Consider the following 18,896-nt stretch of genomic DNA (forward strand, 5'->3'; position numbering starts at 1 on the left):
TGATTGTGTTTAAGAAGTCAAGATAATTTGTTTATATTGTTCCTGCCAAGGTCGTTTGTTTTTAACAATATTATTGATAATAATTATTATCTTTCGCATTACAGCAGTAAGAGCTAATTTTTTGGCTTTTCCTTTTTCCACAAGTCTTTTATAAAAAGGTTTAACGGCGGAATTACATCTTACAGAAGTAACAGCTGCCATATATAATGCTGCCCGTACTGTTTTTCTACCACCTTTAGTTTTTGCTTTAAATCGTATTTTCCCACTTTCCTTACAGTGAGATGCTACCCCTACTAAAGAAGCAATTTGTTTACAATTTAAATTACCAAGCTCTGGTAATTCTGTAATTAAGGTTATTGCTATAATAGAACCAATACCTGGGATAGTAATAAGTAAATTATATATTTCTTTGTAACTTTCTAGATTTAAAATAAGATGTAATATAAGCTTTTCTACTTCTTCCTTTTGGCTATTAAGTAAATCAATAACATTATTTATACTATTAATTATTTTTTGATTAGTAACTCTACGTAAGCGATTGCGTTCAGATACTATCATAGTAATTAATTGGTTACGTCTAGATGTAAGTTCTTTTAATTCTTTTTCTATCTCATTCGCTACTTTTCTAGACTCAGGGTTAATTTTTTCTGCAAATAATGCTAACATTTGTGCATCAATAGTATCAGTTTTTGTAAACTTACCTCTCATAGTTCTAAATGCTGATGTAAAATAAGGATTAACTACTGATACCAAATAGCCTGTTTTTTGTAAGGTTTTTGCTGCTTTATATTCAAGTCCACCAGTAGATTCAATTACAATTTTAGCTATATTATAATCCGCTATATATTCAACTAGCTCCTTAATTCCTTTTTGATCATTATCAAAAACTTTATATTTATTCAATGGGTGTAACCAAACGTCTAAAGTATTTTCAGATACATCGATACCTATAAAAATATGCTTTGTCATGTTTTTCTCTCCTGTCCTATGTACGAGCTAAGGTGTTATTCACTTGATCTTAATGGTTGATCGTAAATAACCACTTGCTCTATTGATTGTTCGGAACCAAATGAAGTAAGGAGTAACACACCGGGGCACGGTTCATTAATTATAATTAAATTAATAACCTGACCACCATCGTTACCTCCTTACAGTATCTAAAACTATGCATCATTTTAAATACTTATTAAATACATAGTACTACATATGTAGATAAAGTCCTGTAATTCTCTGCTTAATTCCTTATCTCTCAACACTTCCTTAGTAATTGGAGAATTTGCAGTAAATTTATCAATATTATTGCGTACTAAATCAAGAGGTTTTAGAAAAAAACTATTAAACATTTCTAAAGCCGAGGCAGGAGCCCAACCTAATTCCTTTTTAGTATCTTCTTTTAAATTATTATCTGTTACTGTTTGATTAGTATAAGCATTTTTAGTTTTTTCATTTTTCCTAAGTTTTCTATAAGTTATTTTTCTAACGCATATTTCAGGATTACTGAGTAAAAATTTCCCATCGATCTTTAATTCACTAATTATAAAATTAGCAATATAATTAACTCTTTCTAAATTAAATTTCTTTTGTTGACCGGTTTTGTCGAAAGAATCTTTTAATGCATTTACTATTAATGCAGCACTATTATCTTCAAACTCAATCAAATCTTCAAAATCATTTTCTGAAAACCCTACTCGTACAACTTTACCTAGAACATAAGCACCGGTAGATATAACCATTGAGTTATCTATAAGATTCATATCTTCATCAAGCGTTAGTGCAACGACCGGAGTTAATACAGGGTTTTGCGGTTCTTAGAGCCATACAAAATTTTAGGTTTTACATTAAATAATTCATTGATTTTTTCTTCAATAGCAATTTCAGCTTCAGTCCAATTTAAATAACTAAGATATAGATGCCAATGAACACATATGTCATAATCCGGTAATTCTGCTTTTAATTTTTCCTTATTAAATTTTTCAAAAGGTGCATCTTGTAACAGAAAAAGAGAGTCTTTTTTATTAATTTCTTTATAAAACTCTTTTTGCTGAGTAGTATGTTTTTGTGCATAAGCGAAGTAACTATTTAAAGTTTTATTTTTAGGAGGAGTAGAAAGTTCAATAATCTTCCATACATCTAAAATAGATTTGATTTGTTCATCGGATTGATTGTACATAAAAAGAAGTTTATACTTAAAATAGAAATATCCTAAGTATGAAACTAGAAGAAGTAAACAACTTTTTAATGTTACTATTTACAGCATATAAAGATGTGTATAATTAACACAATTATCGCCAAATTATTAATGATTTTTAATAAAACTTTATTATCTTTTACAAATTCATTTAATATATTTCCTTAACCCAAACAGGATATAATAAATGCAAAATAATAAGGAAATTATTAAATATATAGTGTCTAGCATTTGGTCTTCTTGGAATCCTATAAACTGGTTACCAAGCATGCAACTAACTACCTTAAGTTATATATGGTCTTGTTTAATTGATGGGAATGATGCATATTCAATGAAGATGCACAAATAATAAATAATGACCAGGAATGGCTTAAAATCAATCAAACTTATACCTTTTATAATACACAATTTCCATCTTCTCGTTATGTGGAACTTGCAAAAGAGATACCTATATGCCTAAAAAGATTAAAAATATTTCATAAATTTGATGATGAGAATTACGTACCCAATGAAGCGTTAGCCTCTCATAAACTCATAAATAACTTTTCTAATTTATTGAAGCATTTTAAACTAACTCCTCTATAGATCCTACTGATTTTAATCCTAACTATTTTATGGTATGGAGTTGGGCAAAAAATTTAGGGAATATTACTAAATATTTTGGTCAAAAGCTAAAGTGTGTTTGTAATAATATAGAAGAAGCAGAAAATTATTGGGAGAGTTATGAACCGGAGGCATTCTCTAATTTTTCTACATTTCATGAGTTTATAAGTACAATAACACACTGTAACGATGCATTATTAGGTTGTAGAGATATTAGATCGGATATATATTACAATGAACTATAGTCAATTCAGATGAATATAGCCTTCCTCTTTAACGTGCATAATAAAATATATGAATAGCGAATTATTAAATAATTCGCTGGCGATTAAATGCACATTTAAACCGATTCAACACACATAGCCATACCCATACCGCCACCGATACATAAAGTGACTAAGCCTTTTTTAGCTTTAGCTCTTCGCAAGCTGTGTATCAGAGTTATAAGAACTCGTCCGCCGCTTGCCCCGATCGGATGCCCGATTGCTATTGCACCGCCATTTATGTTAACCTTATCTATATCCCATTTCATTTCATGGTTTACATAAATACTTTGAGCAGCAAACGCCTCATTAACCTCGATAACTTCCAAATCATTAACGATCCAACCTGCTTTACTTAAAGCCTTTTGGGAGGCAGGAACGGGGGCAGTACCCATAATACTTGGATCAACACCGGCTGAAGCATAAGAAACAATCCGAGCTAGCGGCATCAAATTATGCTTTTTCAAAGCTTCTTCGGAAACTACCATAAGACATGCCGCACCGTCATTAATTGAGGAAGCATTACCGGCAGTAACTACACCGTTTTTATCAAAAGCAGGACGTAATTTACTTAAGATTTCAAGGCTGGTATCAGGTCTTACCGTTTCATCATGTTCAAACAAACTAGTAGTTTTTTTAATCGTTACTTCAATAGGTAAGATTTCATCTTTAAAAATTCCTGCTAGCTGTGCTTTAGCTGCTTTTTTATGAGAGCTTAAGGCGAATTCGTCCTGCTCTTGTCTGCTAATATTAAACTGTTTTGAGATATTTTCGGCAGTAATTCCCATAAATACTCCTGAAAATACATCAGTTAGTCCGTCATACTGCATTAGATCAACCATTTTAATATCGCCGAATTTAGCTCCTGCTTTGATATAGCTACCGTGCATACCGAGCGACATATTCTCCTGCCCACCTGCTATAACTATTTCATTATCACCAGTCATAATCGAATTTGCTGCAAGTGCTACGCTTTTAAGACCTGAGCCGCATACTTTATTAATCGTATAGCCAGGCACTTCTTTCGGTATCCCCGCATGAATCAGAGTTTGCCTTGCCGGATTCTGCCCGCTACCACCTGTTATTACTTGTCCAAGTATTACCTCATTTACCAAAGCAGGATTGATTTTGCTATTTTGCAGTATATCCTTTATTAAATGAGCAGCAAGCATAGGTGCAGCTGTTGTACTAAGGCTACCCATAAACGAGCCGAAAGCCGTCCTTTTCGCATGAGTTATATAAACCGGTTTTGTCATAATGTGTACTCCTTAAATAAATCTGTTAGTTTATCATTTATCAAATAGCTAATATGTCCGCCTTTTACCTCTATAAGTTTAGAGTTTTTTAATAATTTTTGCAAAGATAAAATGGAAGATTTAGGCACTATTTGATCATCTTCAGCTGCTACTATATATACAGGATAATCAATTAAACTCGGATCAATAATAAAATTATCGATTTTCCATTTAAGATTTATAAACATATTTTCATCTAATATATTTTGCATAATTTGATTATAAACCCCTTTAGATATATTATTACCCGACATAAGCCAATGTTCTATTCTAAACGCTAATTCTTGCTCCTTATAGGAAGTTATAGAGAAAAATTTTTTTAATTTAGCATTAAAATAATCAGGGAATAAAAGAAAAAATAAAATCTGTATATGAATTTTAGGAATTATCGGTAAATTTTCTATGCCGCTATCTAGTTTTAAATATCGATTCAACATTCTTATATAGAAAAAATGAGAAAAATCCCACGGACAGGTAAGTAAAGTCAGAGTTTTTATAAATTTAGGCATAAGTATTTTTGCAGCTATCGCAAGGTTACCACCGATACAATGACCTATTAAATTAATGTCCTTAATTTTCAAACTATCTATTACTTCAATTATTTTATGCACATAGTCATCTAGTAAATATTTAGGTTCCTCAATCTCTAGCCAATCTATTAAATAAACTGCACCATAGCTTCTCAAATTTTCAATAAAATTTTTGTCACGAGCTAAAAAAAATATTTCCGGTGAGTTGAAGATAGAAGGAATGATTAGGAAAGTAGTGTCATCCCGTGGCTTGTCCACGGGATCTAACATAAAGCGAGATAAATCGAGCTTTTTGTATTTTTTATTACTGGATCCTGTGGACAAGCCACGGGATGACACCGAGTAATACAACACCCTATAATGCTCTGTTTGCATTACTATTTTACCGGATTCTAAATATTTATTACCTAAATTATGGGTCCTTATATAATTATTATAGAGATCAAAATATTCTTGATATTTATCGTTACTTTGCATTGTAAATATATTATTTTATGTTAATAATCCTTGACAAAAGACTAAATACATTATATAAGTTTCAGCACCTTCAGAGTGTAATAAACAGTATACCATCTTTCAGATGCTACCTGTAAATATATTTTCATAAAGCCTAAAGTGCTTAAGTTTTTTTTTTGTCCTTAGGGCTTTATAATGCTAAGTACCTCACCGTCACGATCGTTTAAAAGAAAATTCAGAGCGGCATTTTGGCCTGTGCATAATTACGAACTCGGAAAGTTTATTCCGATGAGTGCCTTAATGTTTTGCATTCTATTCAATCAAAATATTTTACGGATTTTAAAAGACAGTATTTTAATCTCCGAGATTAGTGCAGAAATAGCAGGTTTTGCTAAAGTTTACTGCGTTACGCCCGCAGCGGCCTTATTTGTGATTATTTATGCTAAAATGATTAATCATCTTACTTTTGAGAAGATCTTTTATTATTTAAGTGCATTTTTCATCAGCTTTTTTGTTTTATTTGCTTTTGTAATCTATCCTAATATCCATATTTTTCACGTACATCCCGATAATTTAGCTGACTGGATGGGACGCTATCCTCATTTTAAGTGGTATATCTCATTAGTAGGTAATTGGGGTTATATAGTATATTATAGCCTTGCCGAGCTTTGGCCTAATATTTTTTACGTATTATTATTTTGGCAGTTTGCTAATGAACTTACTACTACCGAAGAAGCAAAAAGATTTTATACCCTCTTTTCGCTATTTGGCAATTCTTCTTTAATATTAGTCGGCTTTTTAATGATGAATCTATCATCGGAAGATACTATTATTAAGAAGTTTATGAGTATTTCGGATAGTAAAATCACTTTAGTTCAAGTATCCACGACAATTGTAGCAATTGTTGCTATTGTTTGTTGTGTGTTAGTTAGGTTTATTAGCAAGAACGTTTTTACTAATCCGTTATTTTATGCTAAAGCAAAAAGCGGTAGATCAACTTCAGAACGTATGGGACTGATTAAAAGCTTTAAATATATTGCGGAATCAAAATATTTATGGCTACTTTTAATTTGTTCGGCAGCTTTCGGATTTGCTATTAACTTAGTCGAAGCCGTATGGAAAGCAAAAATTAAGGAATTATATCCGACTGTAAATACCTATGCTGAATTTAACAGTCTGTATATACTGTGGACAGGCGTTGCAATAATGGTTATGACCATCATCGGTAATAACGTTATGCGTATGCACAACTGGTTTGTAGCAGCAGTTATTTCACCAGTTATAATAATGGTGACCGGCATTTTGTTCTTTATACTTATCGTATTTGATCAACAAATTTTATCATTATTTGATGGAGCAATTTTAATGTCACCGCTTGCTCTTGCCGTTTCAATCGGCGGTATTCAAAATATTTTAGCTAAAGGTACTAAATATTCTATATGGGATACTTCTAGAGAAATGTTATATATACCGCTTGATGATGAACTTAAAACCAAAGGCAAAGCAGCGGTTGACGTAATAAGTGCGAAAGTCGGCAAATCCTCTAGCGGTCTTGTACAATCTATTATCTTTACCTTAGTTCCGACTGCTACTTTTACCTCAATTTCACCGATTCTAATGGTAGTATTTACTTTTGTATGCTTAGCGTGGATTTATGCAGTAAGGAAAATATATTTTGAATATCAAAAAATAGTATAATGATTGTCATTCCTACGGAAGCAGTAAGACGTTGTTGCTTGGACCTGTTTATCCGTCATTGCGAGGAAATTACGAAATAATTGACGAAGCAATCCAGTTAAAAACTCTTATTTACAGAATTTTTTTAATTATTTCCTGGATTGCAGCAAAGCTTCGCTCCTCGCAATGACGACCTTCAGTATCCAAGCAGGAATGACATTGAGAGCCTACATAAAACTATCGATTTTACTATGAATCAATCTCTCCTAAAGCTTTAGTATCTATATTATCTAAGAAAATCTCAAAATCCTTTAAAATATTTTCAACATCTTTTAAGATAGGATCAAATTCGTCTTTACTTTGAGAAGAAGGCGGTTTAAATGAAGTTAGAACAACTTTTTCACTCTTTATAAATTATGAGACTGATCATTAAGTTTAATAGTAACAACTTCGCCGGCTAGAGAGTTTGCATTTCCACTCTCATTAAATTGGCTTTAGATGCGTAATTTTGAGGTTTTTTGGAGTGTTAGTTTCCTTATTCTTACTACGGAATGAAAAAATTCTAGATAATGGCATTTGATTTATATTTTATTTAAAAAATGCCATTATAGAGAAATAATTTATATTTAACAAGCAGGATGGTTAATTTTCATAAACTTTTCTATCATTCTAGTAACGGAACGTTCTAGCTCAATATCTAATTTTGAATAATCAGAAAAGTTAAACCATTTAAGTTCATTCGATTCGTTGTTTTTTATAAAATTATCATTATCTACTGTTTTTAGTAAAAATCGTACATCATAGTGATAATGAGCAGGCTCCTTATGAGTTTGCGGAATATAATGGGTGTCTATATCAAAAATTTCCTTATTTATCGTTTTAATCTCATTAATTCCGGATTCTTCTATAGCTTCTTTAACCGCTACATTTAATATATTACTATCTCCATCACAATGACCGCCTGGTTGAAGCCATTTATCAAGCTTTCTATGGTGCATCAATAAAAATTTCGTTTTATCATTATTAAGTAAAAAAGCTGAAGCAGTGAAATGCCCTATTTGTAAATCTCGGCTAAAAGGGTTGTCATATTTATTTAAAAATTCAAGCATTTTTGTTTTTGTAACAATTTCTTCAGGATATGTGCTACTGTAATTTTGTAATTTAATATGTAATTCATTCATAACGATAATTTTTATGTATAGAGCTTCGATATTTAACTCAAATTTCTCTGCTAAGTCAAACAAAAATAATGTTATAAAATTACATTTTACCATGTTTCGTGGTAATTATCATTGACAATTAATTAATATTTAGTTATATATTATACTTCTAAAATTTAATATTAATTAATAGATTTATATTTATGCTTAAAGAAATAATCAATGATATAGTAAACGATAATACAACCCCTTGGTATGGTAAGCTTGCAGTAGTAGGAGCGTGTGCTGTTGGAATTTATGTGATAGCAGGTGATTTACTTAAATCTCCAGCTTTTATTCTCAAATGTGGTGCCGGTGTAGTAGCAACAATGGGAGCTATTCTAGCATATGAGCATTATACGGAAGCAACTTCGCAAGAAAGTCCGATGGAACTGATAGGAAATGAAGCACAAGCTGAAATATAATAAATAAATTAAATTCTTTTTTGCTGCAAATTATAAGTTTTTTTAAAATAGGAACAGCTATTTCTATAAAAAACTTATAATTTCCGCTATAAAATCTCTTTAATTATTAATTAAAATAACTTTACAGATAACCTATAAATTCATATTTATTTAAGATTAAATTTTATTACTATTCAAGCCGTTTTTTAATCTAATTTTGACTTGTTTTAAAGAACGAGGAGTTGTGTCCGTAACTTCAATTTCAATATTTTCTGAAATATCTATTCTAGTACCGATAGCCGGAACACTACCGACTCTAGTCAATACGAGTCCTCCTATCGTATCAAACTCATCATCATCATTTTTTAGCTTTTCTCCTATTATTTCTTCAAGCACTTCTACTTCAACACGTGCATTTGAAATAATTGTTGAGTTATTAATAACCTTGAAATTATCGCTATCTAATTGCTGATCATGCTCATCATCAATTCGCCCTACTATTTCTTCTATAAGATCTTCAATAGTAACTAAACCGTCAGTACCGCCATACTCATCAATAACTATTGCAATATGTGTTCTCTCACGACGCATTTTTGCTAGCAAATCTAATAATTTCATAGAAGGAGCTGCAATTATATGCTTACGTATAAGCTTTTTTAAACGACCGTTTTGCTTTGTAGCCAATGCTTTAAACAAATCCTTGATATGAATGAACCCTACTATATTGTCTAAAGTACCGTCATATATAAGAGTTCGTGTATGTGGAACTTCTAACTTAATAGACTCACTTAATTCTTCTAGATTCGTACTTAATTTTATTGCCGCAATATCGGAACGCGGTACCATTATATCTTCAATAGTTTTATCTTCTAGCTCCAATAAATTAGCTAAAATATTACGCTCGTCTAAAGTCATTTTTTGGCTATTAATTTTAAGGCGTTTTATGACACCAAAAAAATTATCAGGCGTTTTTGTTTTTCTAAAAAAAATTTTTATCGGAGAGAATAATTTTCGTACAGTAAAAATTAACTTATTATTTTGATTTTTTTTACTAGAATCTTCTTTTTTTGAAGATTTTAACATAAATTTTTTTATTTAGTTAATAAGGGGAAGAAATACCGAAATATGATAATATTTCAATTTCTAGATTTTCCATAATATTTGCTTCTGTGTCATTTTGATGATCAAACCCAATTAAGTGTAAAATACTATGTATTAAAAGATGAATAAAATGATTCTCAAAATTTTTTTGCTGCTCGCACGATTCATTATATATTACCTCATAACAAAATGCTATATCACCTAAATACATATAATCAGAGTCGCCTAAAAATTCAAGTTTAGAATATAAATCCTGCCAATTTAATTCGTTGCTTGGAAAAGAAAGAACGTTAGTAGCTTTTTCTATATTACGAAATTGTTTGTTTAAGGTCAATATTTCTGCAGTATTTGTTAGTAAAATTGATAATTCAAATTGTTTTATTTTACTAAAATTATCAAACCGCAATAAAATATTTTGAGTTATTTTTTTGATTAAACTCTTATTTATCTGCTTATGCTCACGCCATTTGTTGTAGTTTTTAGCTATTTCTATGTTTATCATTTCTTAATCCTATCACATCAATGTCATTCTCGCAAAAGCGGGAATCCAGTACTTTTCACTGTCACCCCGTGGCTTGACCTATAGTACCGGACAATTTTCACTTTATGTCATTCCTGCAGAAGCAGGAATCCAAAATAAAGCGAGATAAATCGAGCTTTAAAAAAGCTTTATTTGAAAAAAAATTATCTAATAAAAAAATCTTTGAAATCAAGGTTTTTTTAGCATGGATCCCTGCTTTCACAGGGATGACATCGAGAGTTTTTTAAAAATTGTTCGGTACTATAGGTCAAGCCACAGGATGACAGAGGTGAAATTGATTCACGCGGGCAATGCCTCCTCGCAATGACGCTGCCGGTAATTCTCTTTTAATTTTTGAAAATCCTCATCGGCATGGTATGAAGAACGGGTTAGCGGGCTTGCCGAAACCATCAAGAATCCTTTTGTTTTTGCTACTCGCTCTAGATATTTAAACTCTTCGGGAGTAACATATTTTGCGACCTCAGCATGATTTTTGGTAGGTTGCAGATACTGCCCGATAGTTAGGAAATCAACCTTTGCTTCTCTTAAATCATCCATAACTTGTATTACTTCACTTATTTCTTCTCCAAGCCCTACCATCATACCGGATTTTGTAAAAATTTCAGGAGATAATTTTTTGATATTGTGAAGTAAGCTTAAAGAATTATAATATCTAGCCCCTGGTCTAATCGTTTTGTATAAAGACGGGACTGTTTCGACATTATGATTAAAGACGTCAGGCTTTGAATTAGCTATTATTTCAGCTGCTCCTTCTTTTCTTAAAAAATCAGGAGTTAGAATCTCAATAGTAGTATTTGGAGATGATTTTCTAATTTCGCTAATACACTGTGCAAAGTGCGTAGCTCCGCCATCATCAAGATCATCACGATCGACGGAAGTAATTACTACATGCTTAAGATTTAACTTTTGTACCGCTTCTGCTAACCTTTGCGGCTCATGCGGGTCAAGTAAATCCGGTCTACCGGTTTTGACATTACAAAACCTACAGGCTCTAGTACAAACCGAACCTAAAATCATCACGGTTGCATGTTTTTTTGACCAGCACTCACCGATATTAGGACAAGCAGCTTCCTCGCACACAGTATTTAATTTCAGATTCTTTATTAAATCTTTTGTATTATAATATTCCGCAGAATTAGGAGCTTTTACTTTTATCCAATCAGGTCGTTTATTTAAATTAGTCATAAAACGGAAATAATTTAATTAGTTTTGTTACTTCAGTTAGTACTTTTTGCTCGGCTTTACCATTATCTTCATTATTTTTTAAGCCGTCTAAAATATCTGCTACCATATGACCGACTAATACAAAATCCTTTTCTTTAAATCCTCTAGTAGTGCATGCCGGAGTGCCAAGACGAATACCTGAAGTGATAAAAGGCGAAGTTTCATCAAACGGGATAGCATTCTTATTACATGTAATCCTTGCTCTATCTAAAGAATTAGCAGCCAGCTTTCCGGTAATCCCGTCTTTACGCAAATCTACTAAAACAATATGATTATCGGTACCGCCTGTTAATATATCATATCCTCTTCCTTGCAAGCTACTTGCTAAAGCTTTAGCATTACTTATTACCTGCTTAATATAGCTTTTATATTCAGGCTGCAAATTTTCTAAAAAAGCTACGGCTTTTGCAGCGATTATATGCATTAACGGACCGCCTTGTAGGCCTGGAAATAACGCAGAATTTATTTTTTTACCTATCTCTTCGTCATTAGATAAAATTAAACCGCCTCGTGGTCCTCGGAGCGTTTTGTGAGTGGTAGAGGTAACAATATGAGCGTAAGGAATAGGGCTTTGATGCTCGCCTGTGGCAACAAGTCCTGCAATATGAGCAATATCTGCCATAAAGTAAGCTCCTACTTTATCCGCTATTTCTCTAAATTTGGCAAAATCAATACTACGAGGATAAGCAGAAAAACCGGCTATAAGTAATTTTGGTTTATGCAAATCCGCTAAGCATTCAATCTCATCATAATCGATTAAATAAGTCTCTTTATTTACGCTATAAGAAACGGCGTTAAACCATTTACCGGACATATTCGGGGCTGCACCGTGCGTTAGATGCCCGCCGCTATCTAAAGACATACCAAGAATTGTATCACCAGGCTGTAATAAAGCAAGATACACGGCTTGGTTTGCTTGTGAGCCTGAATGAGGTTGCACGTTTGCATATTTGCAGTTAAAGAGTTTTTTTACTCGCTCTATAGCTAAATTCTCAGCTTTATCGACTTCCTCACAACCGTTATAAAAACGTTTGCTGGAATATCCTTCAGCATATTTATTAGTCAGAATCGATCCTTGAGCTTCAAGCACTGCGGGGCTTACGAAATTCTCTGATGCAATAAGCTCAATTACGCTATTTTGACGTGCCTTTTCATACTTTATTATTTCATTAATTTCTTTATCCATTTCGTGTAAATTATTATTAAAAATATTCATTCATCCTCATATGTTTTGGTTTTGTTGCATGCTTCAACGCTCTTATTGTCATACCGTGGCTTGACCACGGTATCCAAAAAAATAAAAAAGACTGGATACCGCGATCAAGTCGCGGTATGACATGTGTTTATGAAATTAATCGCAATCTCAAGCCCCCGTCCATCTATTGAGTGAGCAAGAGAAGTTAATTTATGTCCGCTATGCTCTATATGAAGCTTAGATAAATAGTTTGAAGCATTATACATCTCACTAACACCGACCACCTCATCTAATTCCCCATGAATTAAACATATAGGGGTAAGCTTATTATTAACTTCCATAGGTGGAATTAATGCACCAGAAAAACCTATAGTACAAAAAAACGGTTCTCGTTGAATCAGAGTTAAATATAAACCAATCATCGTACCTTGAGAAAAACCGATAATGATAGTATCTTTGTTGGTTAGATTTAGCTCTTCTTGCTTTTGCTTTATTATATCTTCAAGTTTAGAAATATTATTCGCAATTAGTTTTGCAATAATATGCGGACTGCGGTCTTGCAAGCTAAACCATTGCCTACCGTAAGGCATCATATCATAAGCCTCGATACCATGCGGGGAAATAAAATGATAATTGGGTAAATCATTTTTGATATAAGGCACAAGTCCTATTAAATCATGTCCGTCTGAACCAACACCGTGCAGTAATACTAATAGCTTCTTCGGCGGCTGCCGGTTGCTTTCTACTTCTGGGTATTCTAAATATTTGCTCATGGTTTTTGTTTTAAACATTAATTTTATATGTCATTCCTGCGAAAGCAGGGCTTTGTTGCATGGATCAGAAAAACTACTCGATGTTATTCCCGCGTAGGCGGGAATCTAGTGTAAAGCGAGATAAATCGAGCTTTTAATTTCAAAAATTTGCTGTATTTATATTTTTTTTCTGGATTCCAGCCTACGCGGGAATAACATAAAACAATCCATACAACAAGACCCGAAAGCAGGAATGACACATTTACTCTCTTAACATCTTCTCAAGCTCGCCATTATTGTATAGCTCCGTTGCAATATCACAACCGCCGACTAATTCCCCTTTAATGTATAATTGTGGGAATGTTGGCCAATCGCTAAATTTTTTTAAATCTTCAAGAAATTCCGGATTAACAAATACATTAATATCACGAAACTCTACACCTAATTTATTCAAAATAGCTACTACTTTAGCAGAAAAGCCGCACATTGGAGCTTCCTTAGTACCTTTCATGAACAGCACTACTTTATTATTTTTTATTTCATTTTCTATAAATTCAAAATTTTTATTTTCCGTCATTCAAAACCTGATATAAATATTATTCTCTAAAATATACTCTTCATAATACATCATGCAAGCACAAATAGTTAATAAAATTTTTGAGATTTTTAGCAAGAATAATCCAAGTCCGAAAACCGAATTAATATATAAGAATGATTTCACCTTATTAGTAGCGGTAATATTATCTGCTCAAGCCACCGATATATCAGTAAATTTAGCAACTAAATCTTTATTTGAAACTTATGATACACCGGAAAAAATTTTAGAACTCGGCGAAGACGGGCTTAAAAAATATATAAAATCTATCGGACTATTTAACAGCAAAGCAAAAAATATTATCGCATTATGTAAAATATTGATAAGCAATTATCAAGCTTCAGTACCAAATGATTTTAAGGAATTAATTAAACTGCCCGGTGTCGGCAGAAAAACTGCCAATGTTGTACTAAACTGCTTATTTGGTATGCCAACAATGGCAGTTGATACGCATGTTTTTAGAGTAGCCAAAAGGATTGGACTTGCTAAAGGTAATAGTCCTGAAATAGTAGAAAAAGAGCTAATGCAAATTATTAATGAGAAATGGTTAACTCATGCCCATCACTTGCTAATTCTGCACGGTAGATATATTTGCAAAGCTAGAAAACCCGATTGCGATATCTGCCCTATTAAAGAGTATTGTGAGTATTATATTAATACATTTTAAGTTGACAATTTCTTGCTTACTTCATAATATCTAAGCTTAATTTGATAAAGGTAAATTTATGCGTTCAGCACTTATAACTTCTATATTAGTAGCTGTAGCTTTCTTAACAAGTGCTTGTAATACAATGCAAGGTGCAGGTCAAGATATGCAGGCAGCTGGTAAAAAAATTGAGGACTCGGCAGAAAGAAATAAGTCTAAAAAAGGCTGCGGCTGTCATTAGTACACTTATGTCATTGCGAGGAGTGAAGCGACGCGGCAATCTAGAAAAATAATAAAAAAAATTCTGATTTACAGAATTTTTTACTGGATTGCTTCGTCAATTGCTATGTAATTTCCTCGCAATGACAGAAAGCCGGTCCACACAACAATGCCTGCTCGTAATGACGCTTACTCTACTTACTCTCATTTACTAATCTATATATTTCTTTCTTACTATAAACATCTTTGAATTTGTCATAAGCAAGTTCGGTAGTGGTTTTGCTACTTAAGTTTTTACTTAAGCAAAGTTCTATAAATTTTTCTAATTTTTTTTGTTGGTTTTGTTCTTGTATATTTCCTGAAATCAACAATACTATCTCACCTTTTAAAATATTATTTTGATAGAACTCTATTATTTCATCTATATCCCCTGTTTTTACTTCCTGATACAGTTTAGTTAACTCACGAGCTACACATATTTCTCGGTTTCCTAGTATTTCCTTAGCTACCGATAAGGTGTTTATCAAACGAGGAGCGGTTTCAAAAAAAATCAATGTAGCCTTAAGATTTACTAATTCAGAAAAAATTTTTTTCTTACTTTCTATAGTTTTAGGTAAAAACCCGTGAAATAAAAATCGATCAGTAGGAAGAGCTGATAAAGTTAGAGCAGTAACCGGTGCAGATACCCCTGGTACTACGTCCATATGACAATTAAGAATACGCAAACCTCTAACTAACTTATAGCCGGGATCGGAAATTAAAGGAGTCCCTGCATCAGAAATTAAGCTTATTATATTGCCCGATTTTATTAAACTTATGATATTTTCTCTATCTTTCTCGTCACTATGATCATTATAAATTTGTAATTTTGTATGAATGTCATGTTTTGCTAGCAATTTTTGTGATATTCTAGTATCCTCGCATAAGATAATATCCGAATTTTTTAAAGTCGATATAGCACGAAGCGTTATATCTTCAAAATTACCGATCGGTGTTGAAACAATATATAATCCCGGCTTTAAAGACATCTTTCCAAACTTCGCTTCTAGAGGTAATTTAGACGTCGATCCGGTACTCGAATCCTCACGTATGTCTATATACGCTGCGGTGCTGTGTTCCGTGTCTCCTTTAAATCCCTCTCTATAAGCTGGTTTGGAAAGATGTCTAATCATAATTTTTAAATTTTAAGTAATATTATGGCTAGTATAAAACATAAACTACGAATCGTTCTATCATTTTTTTGCTTGATATATTTAACGTCCTGTCAAACTCCTAAAGAAGAACCTATAAGTTTTCCTAAAAAAGAACAAAAAGAAATTGAGATTGCAATTTTAATGTCAAATCAGGGTCCTGATAGTATTATCGGGAAACAATATAAAGATTTAATTAAAATGGGACTTAACGACGGGATTAAATCTTACATACATGTTACTTCTTACGACGGTTCAGATGAAAAAAATGTTTTAGCCGCTATGGATAAAATAGTAGCACGTAAAACTAAGATTATTTTAGGTCCTCTATATTCTAACTTTACCTCTCTAATAGCCGAAAAAGCAAAGGCAAATGATATTATTATAATAACCATGTCAAATAACCCGGCTCTTGCAGAAGATAAATTATTTGTATTCGGTCATGCACCTTTAAAACAACTGATACGCATCATCAATTATTACGCAAGTAACGACCATAAAGATTTTATGGCTTTATTACCTAAAGGGAAACATTCACAGACTATTAGTCAAGTAATGCAAAATATATTGATTCAGAAAAATGCATCATTATCACGCACCGAATTCTATGAGGATAATCCTGAATCTATAGCAAAAGCCGCAAGAAATATTTCAGACAATACCGATATTATAAATGAGCGTAGCGATACAACAAAACCGGTTATTTATCTATCAGATGATCCAAAAAATTTAAACCTACTTGCCGATAGCATTCGTAAATATAATTTAGATAAAAAAGCTATTTTAATTGGTGATAATCGTATTGATATCGATTATCCTGAAAATATCGATATTAGCTTTACCGGTTCTTTAAATTTACTCAATAGCAACGTTCCCGATAGGGCAAAAGACTTAGGTATTAACCATATGGGCTTCATGCATCTTCTTTCTTATGATTTAGGACGCATGACTGCAAACTATATAGGCAATGAATTTGCATCTGAAAGGTTTTTAAATAGAATGAACAGTAGACAACCTTATATAGGTTTATCCGGTAATATTCATTTCATCGATGGAGTAGCACAGAGACGGTATGACATTATCAGGAAAGAGAATGGTGTATATTCTACTGTTTCAGGGAATTAGGGCGTTGTTGTGTGGCGGAATCGTCATTGCGAGGAGCGAAGCGACGTGGCAATCCAGTAAAAAATTCTGATTTACAGAATTTTTTACTGGATTGCCACGTCGCTTCGCTCCTCGCAATGACGGATTTGGTATCCACTGAGGCTGACATCAAGTTAATTATTTATTTTTATCGTTGTCACTACCATCATCTTTCATGCCGTCTTTAAAAGCTTTAAGACCTTTGGCTAAATCGGACATAACTTGAGGTAATTTACCAGCACCGAATAATACAAAAATAATTAATAAAACTATTAATAAATGGCTAAAGCTCATTCCCATGATATTTTTGCTGTATAAGTTAAAATTTTATTATATAAGATATTATAGCTCTAATCTAGGATAAAACAATTAAAGAAATGTTTACTAAAAAACAAATTTCAGAATTTTTTGCTACTTTTTTTTATATAGGGAAAATAAAATACTGTCCAGGCACTTTTGGTTCGATTGCCGCTTTCCCTCTAACTTACTTCTTAATATATTTTACTGTTAATAACAAAATAATCATTCCTTTCTCAAGTCTTACTCTCGGTGAAGCTCAACTTGTCAGTATATTTATTATAAGCTTTAGCCTATGTTTGATATTCTTAATACTCGGCACTTATTTTACTAAAATATATTTAAATTATACAAATTCAGAAGACCCCAAAGAAGTGGTAATTGATGAAGTAGTAGGGCAAATGCTAACTATCGTTTTAGTATTTTTTTCTGCTTTATTTGCTAACGAATCGCATTTAATTAAATATTTTAGTCCGCTAACAATAAATATTATATTACTTTTCATATTACCTTTTTGTCTATTCCGGTTTTTTGATATATTAAAACCATGGCCTATTAATTGGTTTGATAAAAATATTAAAGGCAGTATCGGCGTTATGCTTGATGATTTATTAGCCGCAATATTTGCTGTGGTAACTCAATACGCAATTATATTTGTGTTAATAGACATAACATAATATTATCATTGACTAATTTCTAATATAATAATATGATACAACAAATATTTATAAATTTTTAAAGAGATAGTTTTCATGTTCGCAGTTATAAAAGCAGGTGGAAAACAATATAAAGTAGACAGAAATAGTATTATTAAAGTCGAAAAAATTGATGGAGAACTTGGCTCTAAAATTCAGTTTGATCAAATTTTAATGATTGGCGAATACTCAAAGCCTTCTTTTATTGGTACTCCAATAGTTAAAGGAGCTGTCGTTACGGCTGAAATTACTAACCAACTTAAAGATAATAAAATTATAGTCTTTAAGAAAAAGCGTAGAAAAAATTATCGTCGTAAAGCCGGTCATCGTCAAGAACTGACGGAATTAAAAATATTAGATATTACCAAACAATAATAATAACTTAAAAGGAATTATAAAATGGCAACCAAAAAAGCCGGTGGTAGTTCTAGGAACGGAAGAGACTCAGCCGGTCGAAGGCTGGGAGTTAAAAAAGCCGATGGACAATATGTAATACCCGGTAATATTATAGTCAGACAACGCGGCACAAAAATTCATCCTGGAACAAATGTAGGACTCGGCAAAGATCATACAATATTCGCTTTGATAGAAGGTAGAGTAGAATTTTTAACTAAGCGAAATCATAAAATCGTTAATGTTAAAGAAATTGCAAGTGCTTAAGTATTGCGGTTTGATCTACTAGA

Annotated in this window: 27 protein-coding genes and 1 pseudogene; 11 read left to right on the forward strand and 17 right to left on the reverse strand. The window is 32.3% G+C overall.

Annotated features, from left to right (window positions below; translation table 11 throughout):
* Window positions 1–9: 9 nt before the first annotated feature.
* The 3 genes from SB78_RS06780 to SB78_RS06790 form a co-directional block, all read right to left on the reverse strand.
* Window positions 10–969 (reverse strand): IS110 family RNA-guided transposase, encoded by a 960-nt coding sequence (locus SB78_RS06780; protein ID WP_041079561.1) that lies wholly within the window; start codon window positions 967–969, stop codon window positions 10–12.
* A 206-nt stretch (window positions 970–1,175) separates the two neighbouring features.
* Complete coding sequence (locus tag SB78_RS06785; protein ID WP_041079605.1) at window positions 1,176–1,754, reverse strand: hypothetical protein; 579 nt, start codon at window positions 1,752–1,754, stop codon at window positions 1,176–1,178.
* A 32-nt stretch (window positions 1,755–1,786) separates the two neighbouring features.
* Window positions 1,787–2,170: a hypothetical protein gene (locus SB78_RS06790; RefSeq protein WP_052458466.1), complete on the reverse strand. Its 384-nt coding sequence runs from the start codon at window positions 2,168–2,170 to the stop codon at window positions 1,787–1,789.
* Window positions 2,171–2,375: 205 nt separating this feature from the next.
* On the opposite strand from SB78_RS06790, the gene SB78_RS09810 reads away from it, so the two are divergent.
* Both SB78_RS09810 and SB78_RS11285 read left to right on the forward strand, forming a co-directional pair.
* Entirely contained in the window at window positions 2,376–2,537 is a 162-nt protein-coding gene (locus tag SB78_RS09810) for a hypothetical protein (RefSeq protein ID WP_158510086.1), read from the forward strand.
* Between the two features lie 265 nt (window positions 2,538–2,802).
* Window positions 2,803–3,036 (forward strand): hypothetical protein, encoded by a 234-nt coding sequence (locus SB78_RS11285; protein WP_241773674.1) that lies wholly within the window; start codon window positions 2,803–2,805, stop codon window positions 3,034–3,036.
* A gap of 95 nt (window positions 3,037–3,131) precedes the next feature.
* Here the strand turns inward: SB78_RS11285 and SB78_RS06800 are convergent, their stop codons facing one another.
* A complete protein-coding gene (locus tag SB78_RS06800) occupies window positions 3,132–4,310 on the reverse strand; it encodes an acetyl-CoA C-acetyltransferase (protein WP_041078246.1) in 1,179 nt (392 codons plus the stop codon).
* Window positions 4,307–5,356 carry an alpha/beta fold hydrolase gene (locus SB78_RS06805; protein ID WP_041078248.1) on the reverse strand — a complete coding sequence of 350 codons (1,050 nt, stop codon included), beginning with the start codon at window positions 5,354–5,356 and terminating at the stop codon, window positions 4,307–4,309. The genes SB78_RS06800 and SB78_RS06805 overlap by 4 nt, the downstream gene beginning before the upstream one ends.
* A gap of 174 nt (window positions 5,357–5,530) precedes the next feature.
* On the opposite strand from SB78_RS06805, the gene tlc5 reads away from it, so the two are divergent.
* Complete coding sequence (tlc5, locus tag SB78_RS06810) at window positions 5,531–7,033, forward strand: GTP/GDP exchange transporter Tlc5 (protein ID WP_041078250.1); 1,503 nt, start codon at window positions 5,531–5,533, stop codon at window positions 7,031–7,033.
* Between the two features lie 605 nt (window positions 7,034–7,638).
* On the opposite strand, the gene SB78_RS06815 is transcribed toward tlc5, so the two are convergent.
* Window positions 7,639–8,070 (reverse strand): NUDIX hydrolase, encoded by a 432-nt coding sequence (locus tag SB78_RS06815; protein WP_277361001.1) that lies wholly within the window; start codon window positions 8,068–8,070, stop codon window positions 7,639–7,641.
* 305 nt (window positions 8,071–8,375) lie between these two features.
* On the opposite strand from SB78_RS06815, the gene SB78_RS06820 reads away from it, so the two are divergent.
* Window positions 8,376–8,636: a hypothetical protein gene (locus SB78_RS06820; RefSeq protein WP_052458467.1), complete on the forward strand. Its 261-nt coding sequence runs from the start codon at window positions 8,376–8,378 to the stop codon at window positions 8,634–8,636.
* 156 nt (window positions 8,637–8,792) lie between these two features.
* Here SB78_RS06820 and tlyC read toward each other — a convergent pair whose 3' ends face one another.
* Both tlyC and ybeY read right to left on the reverse strand, forming a co-directional pair.
* On the reverse strand, window positions 8,793–9,698 hold the full coding sequence (tlyC, locus tag SB78_RS06825; protein WP_041078252.1) for a hemolysin C: 906 nt from the start codon (window positions 9,696–9,698) through the stop codon (window positions 8,793–8,795).
* Window positions 9,699–9,714: 16 nt separating this feature from the next.
* Window positions 9,715–10,218 (reverse strand): rRNA maturation RNase YbeY, encoded by a 504-nt coding sequence (ybeY, locus tag SB78_RS06830; protein ID WP_041078254.1) that lies wholly within the window; start codon window positions 10,216–10,218, stop codon window positions 9,715–9,717.
* A 104-nt stretch (window positions 10,219–10,322) separates the two neighbouring features.
* Here ybeY and SB78_RS10320 point away from each other — a divergent pair, with 104 nt between their 5' ends.
* Window positions 10,323–10,484, forward strand: a complete 162-nt coding sequence (locus SB78_RS10320; protein ID WP_199402707.1) for a hypothetical protein — start codon at window positions 10,323–10,325, stop codon at window positions 10,482–10,484.
* Between the two features lie 52 nt (window positions 10,485–10,536).
* Here the strand turns inward: SB78_RS10320 and lipA are convergent, their stop codons facing one another.
* From lipA to grxD, 5 genes are all read right to left on the reverse strand, one after another.
* The gene (gene lipA / locus SB78_RS06835) at window positions 10,537–11,442 is read right to left on the reverse strand and encodes a lipoyl synthase (RefSeq protein WP_041078256.1); all 906 of its coding nucleotides are present in this window, start codon (window positions 11,440–11,442) and stop codon (window positions 10,537–10,539) included.
* Window positions 11,435–12,697 carry a serine hydroxymethyltransferase gene (glyA, locus tag SB78_RS06840; protein WP_041078258.1) on the reverse strand — a complete coding sequence of 421 codons (1,263 nt, stop codon included), beginning with the start codon at window positions 12,695–12,697 and terminating at the stop codon, window positions 11,435–11,437. Before glyA ends, lipA begins: the two co-directional genes overlap by 8 nt.
* Before the next feature lie 104 nt (window positions 12,698–12,801).
* Window positions 12,802–13,449 (reverse strand): alpha/beta hydrolase family protein, encoded by a 648-nt coding sequence (locus SB78_RS06845; RefSeq protein ID WP_041078260.1) that lies wholly within the window; start codon window positions 13,447–13,449, stop codon window positions 12,802–12,804.
* A gap of 83 nt (window positions 13,450–13,532) precedes the next feature.
* A complete protein-coding gene (locus SB78_RS10325; RefSeq protein ID WP_199402709.1) occupies window positions 13,533–13,688 on the reverse strand; it encodes a hypothetical protein in 156 nt (51 codons plus the stop codon).
* 2 nt (window positions 13,689–13,690) lie between these two features.
* Window positions 13,691–14,005: a Grx4 family monothiol glutaredoxin gene (grxD, locus tag SB78_RS06850; RefSeq protein ID WP_041078262.1), complete on the reverse strand. Its 315-nt coding sequence runs from the start codon at window positions 14,003–14,005 to the stop codon at window positions 13,691–13,693.
* A 52-nt stretch (window positions 14,006–14,057) separates the two neighbouring features.
* On the opposite strand from grxD, the gene nth reads away from it, so the two are divergent.
* Together nth and SB78_RS06860 are read left to right on the forward strand one after the other, a co-directional pair.
* The gene (gene nth / locus SB78_RS06855) at window positions 14,058–14,690 is read left to right on the forward strand and encodes an endonuclease III (RefSeq protein WP_041078264.1); all 633 of its coding nucleotides are present in this window, start codon (window positions 14,058–14,060) and stop codon (window positions 14,688–14,690) included.
* A gap of 58 nt (window positions 14,691–14,748) precedes the next feature.
* Window positions 14,749–14,910 carry an entericidin A/B family lipoprotein gene (locus tag SB78_RS06860; protein WP_041078266.1) on the forward strand — a complete coding sequence of 54 codons (162 nt, stop codon included), beginning with the start codon at window positions 14,749–14,751 and terminating at the stop codon, window positions 14,908–14,910.
* Between the two features lie 172 nt (window positions 14,911–15,082).
* Here the strand turns inward: SB78_RS06860 and rsmI are convergent, their stop codons facing one another.
* Entirely contained in the window at window positions 15,083–15,916 is an 834-nt protein-coding gene (gene rsmI, locus SB78_RS06865; RefSeq protein WP_041078301.1) for a 16S rRNA (cytidine(1402)-2'-O)-methyltransferase, read from the reverse strand.
* Window positions 15,908–16,066 (reverse strand): annotated as a pseudogene (locus tag SB78_RS12035) (palindromic element RPE1 domain-containing protein); the annotation flags it as partial. The pseudogene SB78_RS12035 and the gene rsmI, both read right to left, overlap by 9 nt.
* A gap of 18 nt (window positions 16,067–16,084) precedes the next feature.
* Here SB78_RS12035 and SB78_RS06870 point away from each other — a divergent pair.
* Window positions 16,085–17,203, forward strand: coding sequence for a penicillin-binding protein activator (locus tag SB78_RS06870; protein ID WP_041078268.1), 1,119 nt, complete (start codon window positions 16,085–16,087; stop codon window positions 17,201–17,203).
* Here the strand turns inward: SB78_RS06870 and SB78_RS09815 are convergent.
* Window positions 17,184–17,351, reverse strand: a complete 168-nt coding sequence (locus SB78_RS09815) for a hypothetical protein (RefSeq protein WP_158510087.1) — start codon at window positions 17,349–17,351, stop codon at window positions 17,184–17,186. The two genes, SB78_RS06870 and SB78_RS09815, sit on opposite strands and share 20 nt — an antisense overlap.
* A gap of 8 nt (window positions 17,352–17,359) precedes the next feature.
* Window positions 17,360–17,521 carry a twin-arginine translocase TatA gene (tatA, locus tag SB78_RS06875; RefSeq protein WP_004997483.1) on the reverse strand — a complete coding sequence of 54 codons (162 nt, stop codon included), beginning with the start codon at window positions 17,519–17,521 and terminating at the stop codon, window positions 17,360–17,362.
* A 77-nt stretch (window positions 17,522–17,598) separates the two neighbouring features.
* Here tatA and SB78_RS06880 point away from each other — a divergent pair, with 77 nt between their 5' ends.
* The 3 genes from SB78_RS06880 to rpmA all read left to right on the forward strand — a co-directional run bounded on the left by SB78_RS06880 (window position 17,599) and on the right by rpmA (window position 18,873).
* On the forward strand, window positions 17,599–18,195 hold the full coding sequence (locus SB78_RS06880) for a phosphatidylglycerophosphatase A family protein (RefSeq protein ID WP_041078272.1): 597 nt from the start codon (window positions 17,599–17,601) through the stop codon (window positions 18,193–18,195).
* A gap of 75 nt (window positions 18,196–18,270) precedes the next feature.
* The gene (gene rplU / locus SB78_RS06885) at window positions 18,271–18,588 is read left to right on the forward strand and encodes a 50S ribosomal protein L21 (RefSeq protein WP_004997480.1); all 318 of its coding nucleotides are present in this window, start codon (window positions 18,271–18,273) and stop codon (window positions 18,586–18,588) included.
* A 24-nt stretch (window positions 18,589–18,612) separates the two neighbouring features.
* Entirely contained in the window at window positions 18,613–18,873 is a 261-nt protein-coding gene (gene rpmA / locus SB78_RS06890; RefSeq protein ID WP_011271503.1) for a 50S ribosomal protein L27, read from the forward strand.
* Window positions 18,874–18,896 lie beyond the last annotated feature (23 nt).

The sequence above is a fragment of the Rickettsia asembonensis genome, from assembly GCF_000828125.2.
Lineage (GTDB): Bacteria > Pseudomonadota > Alphaproteobacteria > Rickettsiales > Rickettsiaceae > Rickettsia > Rickettsia asembonensis.

What these genes read in the sequence shown, in the direction of transcription:
- SB78_RS06845 (WP_041078260.1), bottom strand. Translation starts at nt 13,449, where the DNA reads ATGAGCAAATATTTAGAATACCCAGAAGTAGAAAGCAACCGGCAGCCG.
- SB78_RS06880 (WP_041078272.1), top strand. Translation starts at nt 17,599, where the DNA reads ATGTTTACTAAAAAACAAATTTCAGAATTTTTTGCTACTTTTTTTTAT.
- tatA (WP_004997483.1), bottom strand. Translation starts at nt 17,521, where the DNA reads ATGGGAATGAGCTTTAGCCATTTATTAATAGTTTTATTAATTATTTTT.
- SB78_RS06870 (WP_041078268.1), top strand. Translation starts at nt 16,085, where the DNA reads ATGGCTAGTATAAAACATAAACTACGAATCGTTCTATCATTTTTTTGC.
- rpmA (WP_011271503.1), top strand. Translation starts at nt 18,613, where the DNA reads ATGGCAACCAAAAAAGCCGGTGGTAGTTCTAGGAACGGAAGAGACTCA.
- SB78_RS10320 (WP_199402707.1), top strand. Translation starts at nt 10,323, where the DNA reads ATGTCATTCCTGCAGAAGCAGGAATCCAAAATAAAGCGAGATAAATCG.
- ybeY (WP_041078254.1), bottom strand. Translation starts at nt 10,218, where the DNA reads ATGATAAACATAGAAATAGCTAAAAACTACAACAAATGGCGTGAGCAT.
- SB78_RS06785 (WP_041079605.1), bottom strand. Translation starts at nt 1,754, where the DNA reads ATGAATCTTATAGATAACTCAATGGTTATATCTACCGGTGCTTATGTT.
- SB78_RS09810 (WP_158510086.1), top strand. Translation starts at nt 2,376, where the DNA reads ATGCAAAATAATAAGGAAATTATTAAATATATAGTGTCTAGCATTTGG.
- SB78_RS09815 (WP_158510087.1), bottom strand. Translation starts at nt 17,351, where the DNA reads ATGTCAGCCTCAGTGGATACCAAATCCGTCATTGCGAGGAGCGAAGCG.
- SB78_RS11285 (WP_241773674.1), top strand. Translation starts at nt 2,803, where the DNA reads ATGGTATGGAGTTGGGCAAAAAATTTAGGGAATATTACTAAATATTTT.
- SB78_RS06790 (WP_052458466.1), bottom strand. Translation starts at nt 2,170, where the DNA reads ATGTACAATCAATCCGATGAACAAATCAAATCTATTTTAGATGTATGG.
- SB78_RS06805 (WP_041078248.1), bottom strand. Translation starts at nt 5,356, where the DNA reads ATGCAAAGTAACGATAAATATCAAGAATATTTTGATCTCTATAATAAT.
- nth (WP_041078264.1), top strand. Translation starts at nt 14,058, where the DNA reads ATGCAAGCACAAATAGTTAATAAAATTTTTGAGATTTTTAGCAAGAAT.
- rsmI (WP_041078301.1), bottom strand. Translation starts at nt 15,916, where the DNA reads ATGTCTTTAAAGCCGGGATTATATATTGTTTCAACACCGATCGGTAAT.
- rplU (WP_004997480.1), top strand. Translation starts at nt 18,271, where the DNA reads ATGTTCGCAGTTATAAAAGCAGGTGGAAAACAATATAAAGTAGACAGA.
- SB78_RS06800 (WP_041078246.1), bottom strand. Translation starts at nt 4,310, where the DNA reads ATGACAAAACCGGTTTATATAACTCATGCGAAAAGGACGGCTTTCGGC.
- lipA (WP_041078256.1), bottom strand. Translation starts at nt 11,442, where the DNA reads ATGACTAATTTAAATAAACGACCTGATTGGATAAAAGTAAAAGCTCCT.
- SB78_RS06860 (WP_041078266.1), top strand. Translation starts at nt 14,749, where the DNA reads ATGCGTTCAGCACTTATAACTTCTATATTAGTAGCTGTAGCTTTCTTA.
- grxD (WP_041078262.1), bottom strand. Translation starts at nt 14,005, where the DNA reads ATGACGGAAAATAAAAATTTTGAATTTATAGAAAATGAAATAAAAAAT.
- SB78_RS06820 (WP_052458467.1), top strand. Translation starts at nt 8,376, where the DNA reads ATGCTTAAAGAAATAATCAATGATATAGTAAACGATAATACAACCCCT.
- tlyC (WP_041078252.1), bottom strand. Translation starts at nt 9,698, where the DNA reads ATGTTAAAATCTTCAAAAAAAGAAGATTCTAGTAAAAAAAATCAAAAT.
- glyA (WP_041078258.1), bottom strand. Translation starts at nt 12,697, where the DNA reads ATGAATATTTTTAATAATAATTTACACGAAATGGATAAAGAAATTAAT.
- tlc5 (WP_041078250.1), top strand. Translation starts at nt 5,531, where the DNA reads ATGCTAAGTACCTCACCGTCACGATCGTTTAAAAGAAAATTCAGAGCG.
- SB78_RS06780 (WP_041079561.1), bottom strand. Translation starts at nt 969, where the DNA reads ATGACAAAGCATATTTTTATAGGTATCGATGTATCTGAAAATACTTTA.